The 18,491-nt window shown below is 41.7% G+C and carries 19 protein-coding genes; 3 read left to right on the plus strand and 16 right to left on the minus strand.

Translation table 11 applies throughout. From position 1 onward, the window contains the following. Positions 1-146 precede the first annotated feature (146 nt). Entirely contained in the window at positions 147-251 is a 105-nt protein-coding gene (sspM, locus tag NSU11_RS10225; RefSeq protein WP_024422772.1) for an acid-soluble spore protein SspM, read from the plus strand. A 24-nt stretch (positions 252-275) separates the two neighbouring features. Here sspM and NSU11_RS10230 read toward each other — a convergent pair whose 3' ends face one another. Further along, a complete protein-coding gene (locus NSU11_RS10230) occupies positions 276-1,232 on the minus strand; it encodes a DUF2515 domain-containing protein (protein ID WP_056767111.1) in 957 nt (318 codons plus the stop codon). 46 nt (positions 1,233-1,278) lie between these two features. Here NSU11_RS10230 and recU point away from each other — a divergent pair, with 46 nt between their 5' ends. After that, complete coding sequence (gene recU, locus NSU11_RS10235) at positions 1,279-1,914, plus strand: Holliday junction resolvase RecU (RefSeq protein WP_024428112.1); 636 nt, start codon at positions 1,279-1,281, stop codon at positions 1,912-1,914. A gap of 19 nt (positions 1,915-1,933) precedes the next feature. Further along, entirely contained in the window at positions 1,934-4,651 is a 2,718-nt protein-coding gene (locus NSU11_RS10240; protein WP_056767113.1) for a PBP1A family penicillin-binding protein, read from the plus strand. A gap of 36 nt (positions 4,652-4,687) precedes the next feature. On the opposite strand, the gene NSU11_RS10245 is transcribed toward NSU11_RS10240, so the two are convergent. From NSU11_RS10245 to mgsA, 15 genes are all read right to left on the minus strand, one after another. Then, on the minus strand, positions 4,688-5,197 hold the full coding sequence (locus NSU11_RS10245; RefSeq protein ID WP_025093074.1) for a YpoC family protein: 510 nt from the start codon (positions 5,195-5,197) through the stop codon (positions 4,688-4,690). Next, positions 5,194-5,856, minus strand: a complete 663-nt coding sequence (gene nth, locus NSU11_RS10250; protein WP_024422776.1) for an endonuclease III — start codon at positions 5,854-5,856, stop codon at positions 5,194-5,196. The genes NSU11_RS10245 and nth overlap by 4 nt, the downstream gene beginning before the upstream one ends. 17 nt (positions 5,857-5,873) lie before the next feature. After that, positions 5,874-6,578: a DnaD domain-containing protein gene (locus NSU11_RS10255; protein WP_024422777.1), complete on the minus strand. Its 705-nt coding sequence runs from the start codon at positions 6,576-6,578 to the stop codon at positions 5,874-5,876. A 99-nt stretch (positions 6,579-6,677) separates the two neighbouring features. Beyond that, positions 6,678-7,970, minus strand: a complete 1,293-nt coding sequence (gene asnS / locus NSU11_RS10260; protein WP_024428109.1) for an asparagine--tRNA ligase — start codon at positions 7,968-7,970, stop codon at positions 6,678-6,680. A 114-nt stretch (positions 7,971-8,084) separates the two neighbouring features. Then, positions 8,085-8,570: a cell wall elongation/penicillin-binding protein regulator TseB gene (gene tseB / locus NSU11_RS10265; protein ID WP_056767115.1), complete on the minus strand. Its 486-nt coding sequence runs from the start codon at positions 8,568-8,570 to the stop codon at positions 8,085-8,087. Between the two features lie 12 nt (positions 8,571-8,582). Continuing rightward, positions 8,583-8,753 carry a YpmA family protein gene (locus NSU11_RS10270; protein ID WP_065214698.1) on the minus strand — a complete coding sequence of 57 codons (171 nt, stop codon included), beginning with the start codon at positions 8,751-8,753 and terminating at the stop codon, positions 8,583-8,585. Positions 8,754-8,885: 132 nt separating this feature from the next. Then, the gene (gene dinG / locus NSU11_RS10275) at positions 8,886-11,678 is read right to left on the minus strand and encodes an ATP-dependent DNA helicase DinG (protein WP_056767117.1); all 2,793 of its coding nucleotides are present in this window, start codon (positions 11,676-11,678) and stop codon (positions 8,886-8,888) included. A gap of 113 nt (positions 11,679-11,791) precedes the next feature. Next, on the minus strand, positions 11,792-12,175 hold the full coding sequence (gene panD / locus NSU11_RS10280; protein ID WP_024422780.1) for an aspartate 1-decarboxylase: 384 nt from the start codon (positions 12,173-12,175) through the stop codon (positions 11,792-11,794). After that, positions 12,168-13,034, minus strand: a complete 867-nt coding sequence (gene panC, locus NSU11_RS10285) for a pantoate--beta-alanine ligase (RefSeq protein WP_056767120.1) — start codon at positions 13,032-13,034, stop codon at positions 12,168-12,170. Before panC ends, panD begins: the two co-directional genes overlap by 8 nt. Then, the gene (gene panB / locus NSU11_RS10290) at positions 13,031-13,870 is read right to left on the minus strand and encodes a 3-methyl-2-oxobutanoate hydroxymethyltransferase (RefSeq protein ID WP_024422781.1); all 840 of its coding nucleotides are present in this window, start codon (positions 13,868-13,870) and stop codon (positions 13,031-13,033) included. The genes panC and panB overlap by 4 nt, the downstream gene beginning before the upstream one ends. Before the next feature lie 197 nt (positions 13,871-14,067). After that, entirely contained in the window at positions 14,068-15,051 is a 984-nt protein-coding gene (locus tag NSU11_RS10295; protein ID WP_056767122.1) for a biotin--[acetyl-CoA-carboxylase] ligase, read from the minus strand. Continuing rightward, entirely contained in the window at positions 15,024-16,226 is a 1,203-nt protein-coding gene (locus tag NSU11_RS10300) for a CCA tRNA nucleotidyltransferase (RefSeq protein ID WP_056767124.1), read from the minus strand. The genes NSU11_RS10295 and NSU11_RS10300 overlap by 28 nt, the downstream gene beginning before the upstream one ends. Beyond that, positions 16,219-17,364, minus strand: coding sequence for an N-acetyl-alpha-D-glucosaminyl L-malate synthase BshA (bshA, locus tag NSU11_RS10305; RefSeq protein ID WP_342493573.1), 1,146 nt, complete (start codon positions 17,362-17,364; stop codon positions 16,219-16,221). The genes NSU11_RS10300 and bshA overlap by 8 nt, the downstream gene beginning before the upstream one ends. Positions 17,365-17,366: 2 nt before the next feature. Then, positions 17,367-18,071, minus strand: a complete 705-nt coding sequence (bshB1, locus tag NSU11_RS10310) for a bacillithiol biosynthesis deacetylase BshB1 (protein WP_024422785.1) — start codon at positions 18,069-18,071, stop codon at positions 17,367-17,369. Then, positions 18,058-18,477 carry a methylglyoxal synthase gene (gene mgsA, locus NSU11_RS10315; RefSeq protein WP_024422786.1) on the minus strand — a complete coding sequence of 140 codons (420 nt, stop codon included), beginning with the start codon at positions 18,475-18,477 and terminating at the stop codon, positions 18,058-18,060. The genes bshB1 and mgsA overlap by 14 nt, the downstream gene beginning before the upstream one ends. Positions 18,478-18,491 lie beyond the last annotated feature (14 nt).

The following is an 18,491-nucleotide window of genomic DNA, read 5'->3' on the forward strand; positions in this document are numbered from 1 at the left end:
CCTCCTTCACACATGACAAAACTAGAAGCAAATCGCCAATCTAAGTGTAGATGAGCGCTATTTCTTCCTTTTCGACAGATGCTTGTCCTTCTTTGTATGATTGCGTCCGATTGTGTAAATTCTAAGGACAAAAGGAGGTAGATTTCATGAAAAAGCAGCCAGCACCAAAAGAGCAAAAGCCAAAAGGGAAAGAAAACAGTCCAGATCAGCTTGATAAAAAGCTCGGCGGTCCTAATCGTCCATCAACGTAAAAAAAAGCAGGCACCCCCTGCTTTTTATTTATGCAAAAAATAGTGCTCTAATGAGAAAAGAAAACGAAGCTGTCTTTTTTTATGGAAATACCAGTCGGTCAGATCAATCTGCTTTGGCAGCGGCTCTGCCTCAAATAAAGATGGACTCAATTTCTTTTGAAACCAATCTTCCCTTTGATCGTCTAATGAATGTGTCATCACCGGATAAACCGTCCGAAGAAAAGGTGTTGACCTTCTAGCGATCCCTAAAAACGGCTCAAAATCAAACCGAGACCCCGTATGCGGAACGGTATGCAAAAAATGATAAAAATCCGAAAACAAATCGGCTCGAAATAATAGTTTCGCTAGTTTTTTACCTAATGTAATGCGCTCCTTTACATTGGAAAACTTCCGTATGGTTATGCCGTACAAATGCCCGTCCACCGTTGGAAAAACAACGGTTTGGAAATGTCCCCACTCGCTGAAAAGATATTGAATCGAGTGAAAAACATTCTTTTTCAGAAGAGGATTTTGTATAATAGGAGATTGTATAGTATATTGTTCATTTATGATGAGTGCATATAGCAGACGCTCTGTGTCACGCTTTAGCCAGAAACGTTCCCACTCAGCGCTCATAAACCGAGACACGGAGAAATAAGGCAGCAGATGAAACAAAGGTTTACTGCATCGCTTAGACCATTCATACAAAAGAAGCTGAGGGTAAGCATCCGAAAAGATCAGCCAATTCGCTCTTTCATATGCTGTGAAAAAAAGGTGCCCCTGCTGATCCGTTAAACCTGGATGGAAGAGCTCGCCCTTTAAATCCGTCATGGACCACCCAGCATTTCTCGAGACAAAGGAAGCGAGCAGCGACCATTTCATCTCTGGATGCCGGTCATAAAAGCGCTTGTAAGCATTTGTCCTCGTCAGGTTGTCTTTATTTTTTGCTTTCGTTTCACGCAAAATTTGCTGAGTGATGATGTGCTCTTCTTGGGACAACATGGTGATCTCTCCAATACAAAATGCATTAAAAGGAGGCTGAAACTTGATGATTCGGTATCCAAACGGAAAATCGTATCAGCCCATTCAACAAATTGGGACAAAAAAAAGAATCAGCGGCGAATCCTCTTATAGTAACCGCGGGATGACGCTTGAGGCTGATTTAAATGAAACGAACCAATACTATTTGGTCAACGGGATCGCAGTCATTCATAAAAAGCCTACCCCAGTTCAAATTGTGAATGTGGATTACCCAAAAAGAAGTGCTGCTGTCATTAAAGAAGCCTATTTTAAACAATCATCCACAACAGACTATAACGGGGTGTACAAAGGCCGCTATATCGATTTTGAAGCAAAGGAAACCAAAAGCACTACCTCGTTTCCGCTCAAAAATTTCCACGACCATCAAATTGAGCATATGAAACAGGTTGAAAAGCAAGGCGGCATTTGTTTCGTTATTATATCCGCTTTTGGCTCCGTTTATTATTTGCCCGCTTCAGATCTCTTTTACTTCTGGGAGCGGCAGAAGAAAAACGGCCGTAAATCCATTAGCAAAGACGAATTAATGGAAGCTGGCCACATAATGACACTTGGATATTCGCCAAGAATTGATTATATTAAAGTAGTGGAGACACTTCATTTTTCGGATGAAAGCAATCAGCAATTACGTTCGAAAAAGGTTTAACACGAAAGGTTGAGATGTGATGTCTGATCAATTTACAAGTCGTGAACAGCGACGTAAAGCAAGTCAAGTTAACAATAAGAAGCAAAAGAACAAAAAAGGCAAAAAGAAAGCAGGTCTATTTAAAAAAATATTTTTATCTTTACTCGTGATCGGTCTACTTTGTTTAGTTGCCGGAATCACAACTTTTGCCGTTTTTGCATCAAGCGCTCCTTCTATTGATGATAGTAAGCTTAAAACACCATACTCTTCAAAGCTTTATGATAAAGACAAGAAAGTGTTTGCAGAAGTTGGTGCAGAAAAAAGAACGTATGTCTCGATAAAAGATATACCCGATGTGGTAAAAGACGCATTTATTGCGACTGAAGATGCACGTTTTTATAAGCACCACGGGATTGATCCAATCCGTATTGGCGGTGCCCTTGTCGCAAACGTTGAGGACGGCTTTGGTGCTGAGGGCGGAAGTACCATTACACAACAGGTTGTGAAAAACTCCCTCCTAACCAATCAAAAGACGTTAAAACGGAAAGTACAGGAAGTATGGCTCTCGATTCAGCTTGAGCAAAAATACTCTAAAGATGAAATTTTAGAAATGTATTTAAACCGGATTTTCTTCTCTCCTTATGCTTATGGAGTTGGGAAAGCAGCTGAACAATTTTTCGGAGTCACAGATTTAAATAAACTAACCGTTGCACAAGCTGCTACACTTGCAGGTATGCCGCAGAGTCCTTCTGCTTATAACCCAGTGAAACATCCCGAGGCAGCGGAAAAACGCCGTAATATCGTTTTAAGCCTTATGAAAAAACAAGGCTACATTTCAGAAAAAGAATATGACGTTGCAAAAGCAACCCCTGTCAGTAAGACAGTTGTTTCAGCTAGTAAATATAAGAGCCAAAACTCTAGTAAGTACTCTGCCTACATTGAAGAAGTGATGGAAGAAGTACAGAAAAAAGCCAAAGTGGATGCATCAACTGATGGATTAAAAATCTATACTTCCCTTGATCGAAATGCACAGGATCATCTAAATGATATCATCAATGGAGATTCAGTTGGATTTACGAAAGGGATGCAAGCGGGTGTGACCCTGCTTGATACGAAAAATGGTGAAATTCGCGCCATTGGCGGTGGACGTGATGTACCAGCCGGCGGCTTTAATTATGCGACGGATGCAAAACGCCAGCCAGGGTCCACAATCAAACCGATCTTAGATTACGGCCCAGTCATTGAAAACAAAAAATGGTCAACATATCAGCAAATTGATGATGCACCGTATACGTACTCAAACGGTACGCCGATTAATAACTTTGACAGAAGACACTTAGGGAAAATGTCGATGAGAAGTGCTTTGGCACAATCACGTAACATTCCTGCCCTAAAAGCTTTCCAAGAAGCTGGTACAGACAATGCCGTTCAATTCGCTAATAACTTAGGTATGGACTTACCTTCTGACATTCCAGAGTCCTACTCAATCGGTGGATTTGACGATGGTGTCTCCTCCCTGAAGATGGCTGGAGCATTTAGTGCATTCGGTAATAACGGATACTATAACGAACCGCATGCTGTCACGTCTGTTGAATTTAATGACGGTACAAAACTTGACCTTACGCCGGACTCAAAAGCAGCAATGAGTGATTATACAGCATTTATGATCACAGATATGCTGAAAACTGCTGTCCAATCTGGAACTGGTACACTTGCACAAGTACCGAACGTTCAAGTAGCTGGTAAAACAGGTACAACGAACTTTATAGAAAAAGATATTAAGACACACAATATCCCTTCTGGCGGTGCAAAAGATTCGTGGTTTGTCGGTTATACGCCGCAATATACAGCAGCCGTTTGGACTGGAATCGGTAATTCAAAAGATGCAGACGGCAAAGTATGGCTGAATGAAAACGAGCAGCGTGTTGCCAAAATTGTCTTCCAGCGATTAATTTCTCAAATTGATGATGGAAGCGGCTCATTTGAAAAACCAGACAGTGTCGTTGAAGCTACGGTTGAAAAAGGATCCGATCCTGCAAAATTAGCCGGACCGAATACACCAAGTGACAAGAAGACAACAGAATACTTTGTAAAAGGTACGGTTCCAACAAAAGTGTCTGACACTTTTGAGAAAAAAGAAGCCGATAAGCCTTCTGACTTAAAAGCGGTGTATGATGAAGAGAAAAAATCCATCACACTGACTTGGGGCTATTCTGACGACGCTGATGCTACATTTAATGTCAAGCAAGCAGTTGATAATGGCGGCTATAAAGATATTCAAAACAGCTCTGCTAAAGAAGCGGTCATCTCTGATGTGAAGCCTGGCTCCACTTATAAATTCCAAGTGACAGCCACTGTAGATGATGTCACAAGTAAAGCGGCTTCTACCTTCCTCACCATTAAGGATGACGCAGATGAGGAAGAAAAAGCGGATGATGAGAATAAAGAAGAAGAAGAACCGCAGCAGCCTGACGACGAACAGACAGACCAAACTGACAATAACAAAAATCAGCCCCCTGGCACTGATGAGCAAAAGCCTGATGACAAAAAAGATCAAGATAAGGATAAGGATCAAGACCAAGGTGGAAATACAGAAAACGGAAATAATGGTTCTTCAGAAAATGGCTCAGACAGTACAAATGGGAACAGCAGCAACTCGCAAACTGATAATAAAGATAAAAAGAAAGATGATGAGAAAGCCAACTCTCAAAGTTCCAATTCGCAATCAAATGCTACTTCTCGAAAAGAAGATGAATAATGAAAAAGCACTTGCCTCCTATGGCAAGTGCTTTTTTTAACGCTGCTGTCTGATTTTTTTTAATGCTTCATATTTTCCATACTGCTTTTTTAATTCCGTGTATAGCTCGTCCAATTGAATAAAGCAGTGATATTGAGTTGGTTTTAGCAAAATGAACTCTAAACGTTCCGTCCAATTAATCGGAGCAACAGGAAATGTCTCTTGCTTGATATGTTCCCATTCAAACGTTTGGACACTCTCCCCTTTGATCCAGTAAAACATCGCAATCATACTGACGATTCCTTGCAGCATATCATCTTCTTCACAGCGGGATTTTCTTGTTTGGAAACGAGGAAGCATTTTTTCTTTTAATTCGTCCCACAGCTCAAACATCACAGGAACAAATCCTTCCGTTTCCTGCCATGGAAACTCGTCTGTTAAAACTTCTGAAGATAGATCATATGCGAGCGGATTGGCTCTCAGTATATCTACTCGATCACCTTTAATCTCTACCTTTTTTTCTTTTAGCTTTTCGACATATGAGGTGAAAACAGCTGCCCCGCTCATGCCAGCTTCACCAATCCTTTTTTCAGCCTCTTCTGCCCTTCTCTGCACATATCAAGAAGTGGACACGATTCGCACTGCGGCCGCTGCGCCTTACAATGATATCTTCCAAAAAAGATTAGACGGTGATGCGTCACAGACCAATCTTCTTTTGGCACCTTTTTCATCAAGGTTTGCTCTACTTCAAGCACAGAATCCTTCCAGCGGCAGATGCCTAGACGCTTGCTGACTCGTTCTACATGTGTATCTACTGCTATTGCCGGTACTCCAAAAGCGACTGAAACGACGACATTTGCTGTTTTCCGGCCAACCCCAGGAAGCTTAACAAGCTCGTCCCGGTCCTTTGGTACTTCACCGCCATATTCTTCAATCAGCATTTTGCTCAACTTTTGAATGTTTTTAGCCTTATTTCGATAAAGACCAATCGAGCGAATATCTTGCTGGAGTTCTTCAAGCGGTACACTTAAATAGTCTTCTGGTGTTTTATATTTTTGAAATAACGTTTTGGTGACCTTGTTTACAAGCACGTCCGTACATTGAGCAGAGAGCGCAACAGCAATCACAAGCTCAAATGGGTTGGCATGAACAAGCTCACACTCAGCCTCTGGAAACATATCTCCTATAATATCTAAACACTCATTGATTTGTTTTTTTGATAACATGCCTTCTCCTTTATTGGTTATTGTTCCAGCCAATTATAAAAAGGAACTTGTCGTTTATAAGTGGACGTCTCTTCATTTGAAGGTGGCGTTTTCTGCTGAGAACGGAAGTGCTGGCTATGTTCTTTTGCTTCTTTCGCTGTTTTCAGCCCTTTCTTTTTCCACTCAAATAAAATTCGATCAATATAACGGAAATTTAATTTCCCTGATAAAACGGCTTCTCTTAGTGCTAGCCGAATCATCTCAGCATCATGATGGTCTTGATCCATCCAGATCGAAAGTGTTTCTCCTTCAAGAGGTGACAGCGGTCTGCCGAATTCATCTTCAAATAAAGCATATAAAGATTTTTCAGCCTGCACCTGTTGTTTTTGAACTTCTTTCGCCTGTTTTGTTTCTAAAAAGTCATACAGCACGCCCCATAAAGGTTCTACTGAGTAACGGTCATGCTGAATACCAGACCTGTCTTCAAATGGCTGAATCGAGATAAATCCTTTTTGAATCAGATGCTGAACCATATACGCGCACTCTTCCGCTGAAATGGTCATCCCTTGAGAAAGCTCTTCAAATGTTTGAAAGAAAACGCCTTGTTCTTCATTCATTTTAATCTTGAGCATCACCATCATCTGTGATTCATTCAGTCCTAACTGCTCATAATGAGCAATCAGCAAATTAGGCAAACTTGTCGACCCCATTTGCTGCATATTAATAAATTGCTGCCTATTCATCGGATACACCTCTTCACTTTAAGTATATCACGTTTTATTTCACGTGCCTCTCTAAAAAGACGTTTGAAAAAGCCTCCATTTGTTGGAGGCTTTCACGTCTTAAGGGTATAAACGGTTTAATAATCTTGGGAAAGGAATGGTTTCACGCACATGCGGCGCTCCGCTAATCCAAGCAACTGTACGTTCAAGTCCAAGACCAAAACCTGAATGCGGTACAGAACCGTATTGTCTTAATTCTGTATACCATTTGTAAGTTTCCTGATCAAGCCCATGTTCTTTCAATCTTGCTTCAAGAAGCTCTAAATCATGAACACGCTCAGAACCGCCAATAATCTCTCCGTAGCCTTCTGGTGCAATCAAGTCTGCACAAAGGACAACATCTTCACGATCCGGTGCTGGCTGCATATAAAACGGTTTTAATGATGTTGGGTAATGAGTGATAAACACTGGTTTATCATAGCTTTCGGCGATCGCTGTTTCGTGAGGCGCACCGAAGTCATCTCCCCATTCGATATCATCAAAGCCTTTTTCCTGCAAGAATTTTATCGCTTCATCGTAAGTGATGCGCGGGAATGGTGCTTTGATATTTTCTAATTTTGCTGTATCACGGCCTAGCGTTTGCAGCTCCACTTTACAGTTTTCAAGTACACTTTGTACAACATGAGACACATAATTTTCTTGATACTCAAGGTTTTCATTGAATTCGACAAAAGCCATCTCCGGCTCGATCATCCAAAACTCAATTAAATGACGTTTTGTTTTAGATTTTTCAGCTCTAAATGTTGGGCCAAATGAGAATACTTTTCCGAGTGCCATTGCTGCAGCTTCCATGTAAAGCTGGCCACTTTGAGAAAGGTATGCATCTTCATCAAAATATTTCGTAGCAAACAGTTCCGTTGTGCCTTCAGGTGCACTTCCAGTTAAAATTGGCGGATCTACTTTCACGAAACCTTCTTGATGGAAGTATTCATATGTAGCACGAATAATTTCGTTACGGATTTTCATAATGGCATGCTGTTTTTTAGAACGAAGCCATAAATGACGGTGATCCATTAAGAATTCTGTTCCATGCTCTTTTGGTGTAATTGGATAATCTGTCGCTTCATGAATCACTTCAATGGATTTCACTTGCAATTCAAAACCTAGCGGTGAACGCTCATCTTTTGTCACTTGACCTGTTACATAGACAGATGTTTCTTGAGTGACTGATTTCGCAAGCTTAAAGACTTCCTCTTCCACTTCTGCTTTTACTACGACTCCTTGAATAAAGCCTGTCCCGTCACGCAGCTGCAAAAATGCAATTTTTCCGCTTGAACGTTTATTGGCAATCCATGCGCCGATTGTTACTTCTTGATCGACGTGTTTGAACACTTGATTAATCGTTGTTTTCAACATAATTCCCTCCAAAGCCAGAAAGAAACTCACCTTTAGACAGGTGTGAATCTTTTTTCATACATTTTATTATAACCGTTCTAAATCAGCATGGTCAACGCAAGACAGGAGAAACTACGGTGTTAAATTTTTTTCCACGTGTCCTGTCGAGAAGTCGACATAGCTGAAGCTATATTGATTGTTTTCATTTAAGTATGTCACTTCCCAAAGAAGTACGTCACCTTCTCTCGCTAATTTGACTTCTTTTAGCTTAGAGACCGTGTTCTCCTTTTGAACGGCTTGTACTGCTTGATTCGAGGTAATGCCTTCTTTTGCTTTTTTTGCGATCACTTTTTCTTTTTTGCTGGCAGGAACCCAAACGTAGATCGTTTCATTCTGTTTGTTTTTCCCTTCAACAATAAATTGTTTTTCTTTCCCGACAAAGGTTTCCACTTGCTCCACTTGTACGATGTTTGCTTGTTCTTTTGCTCGTTCGATCGCTGCTTCATGCCCTTGTTCTCTTTGTCCCATGGCAATTTGATAAATCCACGTAAAGCTGATGATGCCAATAAGCAGAACGAGAGCCACTACAGATGAAATAATCCAGACTATTTTTTTCATGTCAAGCTTCCCCTATGTGCGATATATCGTAAATACCGCTTGATTTTGGTCTTCTTGATCTAATGCTAATCCAAACATGAGATCTTCTCTTTTAAGCGTTCTGTTCAATAAATCAACGATTTTGTATAGGTCTTCTGAATGCTTAATTTGAACAGTTGAAAGTACCTCTATTTTACTTTCCACTTCTAATTCCTCCTCGGTACGTAAATATTGTTAGTCATACTTTTCTGCACGGGAACCGATACTATTTTTACAACGGAACACAAAAAGCCGTTACGATAAATTAACTCCAAACCCACACCAGCTAAAGGCCGCTTATGACAGCGGCTTTTCGTTGTTAAGGTTTTCTATATACGCCTCAAGTGACTCTTTTGACATCTCGTGAACCGGCGCATGAGGGAGTGATTCTAAAAATAGTTTTCCATATGAAGCTGTTTTCACTCGGCGGTCTAAAATCAGCAATGTGCCTATGTCTTTTTCAGAGCGCAGCAAGCGTCCAGCTCCTTGCTTAAAGGTTAACACAGCTTCTGGTAAAGCGACGGCTTTAAACGGATTCTTCCCTTGTTTTTTAGCTGCATCACATTTGGCTTCAATGAGAGGAGAATCAGGCGGCCTGAACGGAAGACGTGCCATGATGACTGTTGTCAGCTCTGAGCCTGGAAAATCAACACCTTCCCAAAAACTACCCGTACCAAGTAAAATAGCTTGTTTTGCTAATTTGAACATTTTCGTTAATTTTACGGGGCTTCCGCCTGTCAAACCTTGAGCAAAAAGGGCTGACTGCATCCCTTCTGTTTTTAGCTCTTCATAGACTGCTTTTAACATCTCATGTGAATTAAACAAAACCAATATTTTTGCATGCTGCTGCTTTTCCATAACCTTAATATATTGCGCAGCCTGCTTTACATAATCTCGTTCATCACGGTTTGTAATCGGCGGCATGTCTGCTGGAACAATGACCTTAAGCTGTTTTTCAAGTTCAAAAGGTGAATCAATTTGCACAAGATGAGGGTAAAAATCTTGCAGGCCAAACCGTTCCAAGCAATAATCAAAGCGGTGATTGATGGTGAGTGTCCCTGATGTGAGGACAACACTCTTTTTGTTCATAAAGAAACGATCAGCCAAAAGCTCCCCAGTATCTAACGGCTGTGCATGCATAAAGACTGCGTTTTTGGCACCTTTTGCATCAATTTCAATCCAAACCGTTTCATCGTTTTTCGGTTCAAAGATAAACCGGTACAGTGTACTGCAAAAAGTATGCATAAACGACATGACTTGGTCGTATTCCTCTGCTTCAAAGGCAAAGTGTTCTGTCAGCTGATCACTTTTTTGAAGAAGCTCATTTTTTTGCTGTTCATACAGTTTCTCACAAGCAATTAACAAGGAACAAAGCTTACTTGCCGTTTCTTTAATCCGTTTCCACTGAGCATGCTTTGAATGATGACGTACTCTATGAATGAGACGATTGATGTCGGCTTTTGGTTTTGTCCTTTTCACAAATGAATGGACGGTGCTAAAGAAAGCGTCACTTTCCATTTGAAGCTGATTGAGATACTCATCCATTTCAATAAAGGTGTCTGTCTGTAACCCTGCATGATGAAATCTCTTTTTCAGTTTCTTTAACAGTCCGCCTTGCAAGGAGCCAAGCTGCGTTAATTTCGCGTGAAGCTGGATATAAGACGCACTATCCCCTAGTGTTTCATTGGCTGTTTTCTCAAATTGATGGGCTTCGTCTATCACATATACGTCAGCATGCTGAAAGATAGACGATGCCTCCGTTTGTGATAAAAGCAGACGATGATTCGTTAAAATTATATCAGCTGTTCTTGCCCTTTTTTTGGCGCGCTCATAAAAGCAATACTCTTTAAAACGGCGCTTTTTCGATGTAAACGGCATATGCACACAAGAAATGCGGTCTTTTATATTGGCAGCTCCTGACGGTAAATTCAGTTCAGATAAATCACCTGTTTCTGTTACAAGGAGCCACATTAAAATTTGCGCCTTCGTTAAGACGACATCATAGTTATCATCTTCCTCATGAAGCACATGCTCAAACTTATCTAAACAAATGTAATGCGCCCGACCTTTAAATACACAGGCAGCAGGCTCAAACGGAAGCAATTGATTCAACATCGGCACATCGCGCTGAAGCATTTGCTGCTGCAAAAGTATGGAATATGTACTAATAATGACAGGTTTTCCTGATTTCCTCGCTTCTAGAGCAGCTGGGATGAGGTAAGCGAGCGTTTTTCCAATACCCGGTGCCGCTTCAATTAATGCATAGGCTCTTTCATGAAACACGTCTCTCACTTTATTCATCATCGTAAGCTGGCCTTCTCTTACCTCATAGCCTTCTACCGTTTGCGGAAGCTTCTTTTTGATTTCCTCAAACAGCTGTTCATCATCTTCACTTACTGAATGTGTCGCCCTGCTGATAGGATTGGTGACATTTTTTACAGCAAAAGAGCCGACTTCCACTAAAGAATCTTCCCAGCTAGCATGGCTTGTTTCAAGCTGCTTAATTAAAAGTCCTATATCACTTAGGAGATAAGAGGATAATCTGCGCAGCTGCTTCAGCACATTTTTCGGTGTATGTTTTAATTGATGTAATAAAGTTAAAAATAACATGGCAGTAACTTCCGCATCACTATCCGCCCTATGCGGGTGGTCATGTGGAAGCATGAGCTCTTCACTTAATTCAGTGAGCTTATAACCTTCAAGCTCAGGATAAAGAATTCTAGAGATCTCAACTGTATCAATTGCTAGCACATCCAGCTCATTTTTCCCGCATGCTTTTAGTTCATCATTTAAAAAATTCAAGTCAAAATGAACATTGTGCGCAACAAAATAAGCACCCTGTATGAGATCATACACCTCTTGGGCAATGTCCTCAAAAAACACCGCATCGTCAACCATGTGCTGCTGAATGCCTGTCAGCTGTTCAATAAATCCTGGGATTGCTTTTCCCGGGTTCACATATTTTGAATACCGTTCGACAATTTGTCCATTTTCAATGACCACCGCAGCTATTTGAATGATTTTATCACCCTTTTTAGGTGAATTCCCGGTGGTTTCAATATCAACGACAACAAACCTTTGATCGGTCATAAAATGGACACCTCAATTCCTCGTTTCACCCTAAAGTGAAACACGCTCTGGACAAAATAGATGAAACAGAACAGCCTCTCTTCTGAAACTGTTCTGTTTCCACGGAGCCTGCGTTATAAAATCGTTCTCGCAGGCTCTTGTCCAATCATTTGTTCAATTTGATTTTGTTTATTTAACACGACCACTTTTGGTGTATGTGTCTTAGCTTCTTCTTCTGACAGCATCCCATAAGCGATAATAATGACCTCATCCCCTGGCTGAACCAATCTCGCCGCCGCCCCATTTAGACAAATGACACCGCTCTTTCTTTCGCCGGGAATAATATATGTTTCAAGTCTCGCGCCATTATGATTATTGACAATTTGTACTTTCTCATTTGCCATCATACCTGCCGCATCAAGTAAATCTTCGTCAATTGTAATACTTCCCACATAATGTAAGTTTGCTTCTGTTACCGTTGCTTTATGAAGCTTAGATGTCATAAAGGTTCTATACATGTTTTTCACCGCTTTCAGGAACATGGAAAATCACATTATCAATCAGTCTTGCCCGTGAGAATTTCACCGCAACCGCCATAATGACTTGACCTGCTAACTGCTGAAGCGGCTCAAGTTCTGGATAAGAATAGATCTCAATATAATCAATTTCTCCGCACGTCTGAACAAGTTCCTCTTCAATCAGCTGATACACACGACTGACATCACGTTCACCGTTTTCAACAGCTGACCGTCCTTTTTTTAATGCGCGGTATAAAGCGGGTGCTTCTTGTCTTTCTTTTTCTGACAAGTACACATTCCTTGAGCTTTTCGCTAAACCGTCTTCTTCTCTGACTGTCGGTACAGATACAAGGTGAAGATCAAAGAAGAAATCCTTGATCATCGCATCGATCACAGCGACTTGCTGTGCATCCTTTAGTCCAAAGTAGACATTTGTTGGTGACACAAGATGAAACAGCTTTGTGAGCACAGTGACAACGCCGTCAAAATGTCCTGGACGTTTTTTTCCGCATAAGACATCTGTCCGCTTTTGAACCGTCATCGTAATAGATGGTTCATTTTGGTACATTTCCTTCACATCAGGTGTAAATAAAATATCCACCCCTGCTGCTTCTGCCAGACGCTGGTCTCTTTCCATATCCCTTGGATAGGATTCAAAGTCTTCATTTGGTCCAAATTGCAACGGATTGACAAAAATACTCATCACGACAATGTCATTTTGACTTCTTGCCTCTTTCGCAAGCGTCAGATGTCCTTCATGAAGAAAACCCATCGTTGGGACAAAGCCGATGGAATGCTGTTTTTCTTGATGCTGCTTGATTAATTCTTTTAGCTCGTGAATATGGGTGACAACATTCATTTTTTGATTCCCCCATATAAGCCATCAAGGACTTCTTCTTTGATATGAAACGTGTGCATGTCCTCTGGAAATGTGCGTGCTTTTACTTCTTTCGTATATTGAATGAGCGCTTCTTCTAAAACAGTATCAATTTGCGCGTATTGTTTCACAAACTTAGGTGTTCTAGACACCCCGTATCCTACCACATCATGGTAAACGAGAACTTGTCCGTCTGCCTCAGCTCCTGCACCAATTCCGATCACAGGAATCTTCAGCATGTCGGTAATTCGTTTTGTCAGTTCGCCAGGTACGCATTCCAGCACAAGAGCGATTGCACCGGCTTCCTCACATTTCAAGCTGTCTTCAATCAATTTTTGAGCACTTTCGTGGTCTTTTCCTTGCACTTTATATCCGCCAAGTACACCAACTGATTGAGGTGTGAGGCCTAAATGACTGACGACAGGAATTCCGCCTCTTGTTAAAGCTTGAATGGATTCAAATACTCCATCTCCGCCTTCTAGCTTTAAGGCATCGGCACCACTTTCTTGCATGATGCGTGCAGCATTTTTCATTGTTTCTTCTAACGAATAATGGTAAGACATAAATGGCATATCAGTCACAACAAATGTGTCTTTTGCGCCTCTTTTCACTGCTTTTGTGTGATGGATCATATCATCCATCGTGACTTGAACTGTGGAATCTAGTCCAAGTACAACCATCCCAAGTGAATCACCAACTAAGATCATGTCGACTTCCGCTTTTTCCGCTTGCTTTGCAGCTGGATAGTCGTATGCGGTCAGCATCACAATAGGTTCGTTTTGTTCTTTCATTTTGAAAAAATCTAGCTTTGTCTTCATTTGTTCCTCCTCATTCTGGAGAGGAGATGGCTTGCCTCACATCACATGCTTTGATTTCTCATGTGCGGCGAATCATCCCTCTGTCCAAGTCCCTTAGGATCAAGGCAGAAATTTATCGAATTTTTCTTCCTAACAGGTACAGTTCTTTGCAGATACTGCCCACACGAAGTATATCAAAAATGTGCCGGGTGTTCCACTCAAGTTGACTTGATCTCAATGTCTGCGGAGTAGATTTTTTGGATACCGTCCTCCGTTTCAAGCAATAAAACACCTTCTTCATTGATGCCAAGCGCCTTCCCCGTATATTGCCCATTGACGGTGCGGGCAACAATATGTTGACCGATCGTCATCGCAAACGATTCCCATAATTGTTTAATGGGCGCAAATCCTTGCTTCATATAATCATCATATCTTTTTTCAAAAGTGGACATGATCTGTTGTATAAGTGCAGCACGATCCACTTTTTCATTCAGTTCCATCCGCAGACTTGTGGCGACATCCTTTAGTTCTTCCGGAAAGTCATCAGCTGTTTGGTTCACATTTATGCCCGGTCCAATAATGACCGCATGAACCTGGTCAGCTTCTGCTTTTAATTCAGTCAGAATGCCAACGACCTTTTTTCCATTCAACAAAATATCGTTTGGCCATTTAATAGATGGACTGAGTCCTGTTTGCTGCGCAATTGCTTCTGCGATGGCTACAGATGCCAAAAGCGTCATTTGCGGCGCTTTATGCAGCGGAATTTCAGGCCGGAGAATGAGACTCATCCAAACGCCTGTCCCATGTGGTGAATGCCACGTTCTTTGAAGACGCCCTTTTCCGTTTGTCTGATGATCACTGACAACGATCGTGCCGTGGGGCGCACCTTCATTTACAAGATCATGGGCAATCAGCTGAGTTGAAGCGACTTCTTTCTGAAAGTAAATATGCCTGCCGAAGCTCTCTGTTTCAAGACCAAACAGAATTTCGTCCTCACTAATTTTGTCCGGTTTACGAAGCAGACGGTATCCTTTTCTTCTAACTGCTTCTACCTCATACCCCTCTTTTCGCAAGTCCTCCATATGCTTCCACACAGCTGTTCGGGAACAGCCAAGTTCATCACAAATCTGCTGACTTGAGACAAAATCCTCACTGGATGCTGTAAATAGTTCAATTAATCGTTTTCTAATTGCGGATCGCATGCTTTAAGCCACTCCTCTATGGCTTCTTTTCGGTTTTCTAAACGGTTTTGCAAAACGGCTTTTTTCACAAAATTGAGCTCCTCTGCAATCCATTTCCCAGACGACTTTTGCCGAAAGGCCATTAAATCTTTTCCTGAAACAGCGAGGTCTTGGAGCTTTTTAATCGGCAGTGCATCATAAGAACGCTTCGCTGCCTCCAGCTCATCAAAGAAAATGCGGCGCTCATGTTTTAGCTGTGTGATCTTCAAACTAGATAAGAGCACGTGTTCACCAGCTTCAAACATGTTTTCCGCATCCCAGTCACAATCAACGTATTTACTAATGGCTACTGCTTCTTTCAAAAGCTTGGTTGACAGCTTCCATTCTTTTAAGAAGGCCGCAGCCTCCGCTTCATCTAGGCCGAGCAAATGGATGCAAGCCCCCCATACCTCTTCTAGTCCATCCAGTAAGTAATATGGAAAGGCTTGAAAGGATTCATGAAGACGCTCCTCTTTGAGACCTGGCAATTCTTCATATAAATTGGTTGAAATGAGTACTTGAATGGCCTGCTCACAATGACGGCCTTTTAAAAGCTTCTCCATTTCAATCTTTTTGCGCTCAACTGATATGTTGGCAAGCAGATGCTTATCCTTTTTCATAGCTTCAGCCGTTTCATCAGCGAGTTCAAAGCCAAGCTGGCTTAAAAAACGGACAGCTCTCATCATGCGAAGCGCATCTTCTTGAAAGCGGCACGCAGGATCTCCAACAGTTTGAATTCGTTTCCGCTTAATATCCTGTTTACCACCTACATGATCAATAATTTCTCCATTTATATCCATGGCCATTGCATTAATCGTTAAATCTCTTCTTAAAAGATCTTCCTTAAGCGACGTAATAAACGCCACTTCTTTCGGTCTGCGAAAATCTTCATATTCTGATTCCGTTCGAAACGTCGTGACCTCATAGCTGACACCATCATGCAACACAATGACAGTGCCATGCTCCTTACCGACATCTACTGTTTTTTCAAATAAAGACTCAACCTTATCAGGTGTTGCATCTGTCGCAATATCGATATCACCGATTTCCCGTCCTAATAGAACATCTCTCACCGCTCCGCCAACAAAGTAAGCCTGATGCCCATGTTCGTGCAGTGTATGTAATATAGGGATCGCATGTGTGAATGGTTCATTCATCTTCATCATCACCTTCGATCAATTCTAGGTAAAGCTTCTCATATTCACTCACAATCTTATCAGAGGAGAAATGAGCCTGAACACTAGACTGAGCTGCCGCTGACACTTTTTCATGAAGCGCTTCGTCTTTCAGCAGAGACACTGCGTGCTTTGCTGCTCCGTTTATATCGCCGAGCGGGACAAGAAACCCTGTTTCTCCATGTGTAATGACCTCTGGAATACCGCCGACATCCGTACCGATACAAGGAACACCGCACGCCATTGCTTCAAGAAGCACAAGCCCAAAACTCTCCTTCTCTGAAAGAAGCAGCTTCAAATCACTTATTGAATATAGCTCCTCAACCTTCTCTTGCTTGCCTAAAAATAACACACGGTCTGTCAGTCCTAATTTTTTCACAAGTTCACATACAACCGATTTCTCAGGACCATCACCAATGAGCAGCAGCTTTGCCTGCACCTGTTCAACAATCTTTTGAAACACATGAATCACGTCATGCACCCGTTTCACCTTTCGAAAGTTTGATACATGAATGATGACCTTTTCGTTCGGTAAAAGACCATAATGTGTCTTTAGCAAATCGTGATCTTCACGCAAATACACCCGTTCATCTACAAAATTATGAATCGTATCAATCTTTTTATCTGGTTTAATGAGATCGTATGTCTGCGCAGCTAATGAATGCGATACCGCTGTTACGCGATCTGATGATTCGATGGCGAACCGAATCACTTCTTTTAATGATGGGTCATAGCCTAAAACCGTAATATCCGTTCCATGAAGCGTCGTAACGACTTTCACAGAGTGTCCAGTCATTTGTTTGGCTAGAAACGCACAGACAGCGTGCGGGACTGCATAATGCGCATGAATAATATCAAGCTTTTCTCGTTTTGCGACTTCTGCCAATTTACTTGCCAGCGCAAGGTCATAAGGCGGATATTGAAAAACTGCATATTGATTCACATCCACCTCATGAAAATAAATATTCGGATATACTTTATTAAGCCTAAACGGAATGCTAGAGGTAATGAAATGAACATCGTGCCCTTTTTCAGCTAAACGTTTTCCAAGCTCCGTGGCTATAATGCCTGAGCCGCCGACACTTGGATAACAAGTAATTCCGACCTTCAGTTTTTTCATAATTACCCCCCAAGTAAGTCATCGTCCAACAAAAGTGGTTTCTTTGTGATAAACCCTTCTGCATAAGCTTTGTTGACTTCTCTTCCATACATAGACTCTCTCATTTTGACAAAATCAATATAACCGTTCACAAGAGGTGTCTCTACTGAGTTTGCCGATTTAACAAATTGGCTTTTATACGCATGCAGGCTATCAATTTTTTGGTGCATTTCCTCAGAAATATCGATCACAAAATCTGGACGATGGTGCCCATTAATCATGTAATAATACATTTGGCTTATTTTATGCGCTGGCTGCTTGTATGAATCTTCAAATTTATGTATACCTGCAGAAAAAGCGGCCTCTTCTACAAGTGAGCCCGCATGACCATGATCTGGATGCCGATCTTGGTGGTACGGAGCGAAAATCAGTTTCGGTTTGTAAGTTCGAATCACGCCCGCAATTTCCTTCATCGCTTCGTCGTTTAGATAAAGCCCTCTATCTGGCAGTGTAAGCTGGATTCTCGCTCTGACACCTAAAATAGCGGCGGCGGCTTTTGCTTCTTCTTTGCGGCTCTCGACTGTTCCATTTGAAGATAATTCAGCCTGGGTCAAGTCGCAAATCCCGACGCGCGCCCCTTTTTTTACGTATTTTGCAATCGTTCCGCCCATTCCGATCTCTACATCATCGCTATGGGCACCGAATGCAAGGATATCAAGTCGTTTCATTTGTTCCTCCGTTTTTTGCTACATCTCGAAAATCAAACGTACCTTTATTTAAATTCCTGACTAAAATTTCAGCAGTTCCCATATTGGTGGCTAATGGAATGGTATACACATCGCAAAGCCGGATGAGTGCAGATACATCCGGTTCATGCGGCTGCGCAGTTAGCGGGTCTCTAAAAAAGAGCACAAGATCCATTGCATTATCAGCAATTAAAGCACCGATCTGCTGATCTCCCCCAAGTGGTCCTGATTGGAAACGATGAATGGGAAGCCCCGTCGCTTCTTTCACTCTCAAACCTGTTGTCCCTGTTGCGTAAAGTGTATGATCTGCCAAAATATCACGGTACGCAGTGGTAAACTGAATCATGTCACTTTTTTTCTTATCATGAGCGATTAAAGCAATGTTCATCAGGAATCCACTCC

Source organism: Bacillus sp. FSL R5-0712, assembly GCF_038593285.1.
Classification (GTDB): domain Bacteria; phylum Bacillota; class Bacilli; order Bacillales; family Bacillaceae; genus Bacillus; species Bacillus safensis.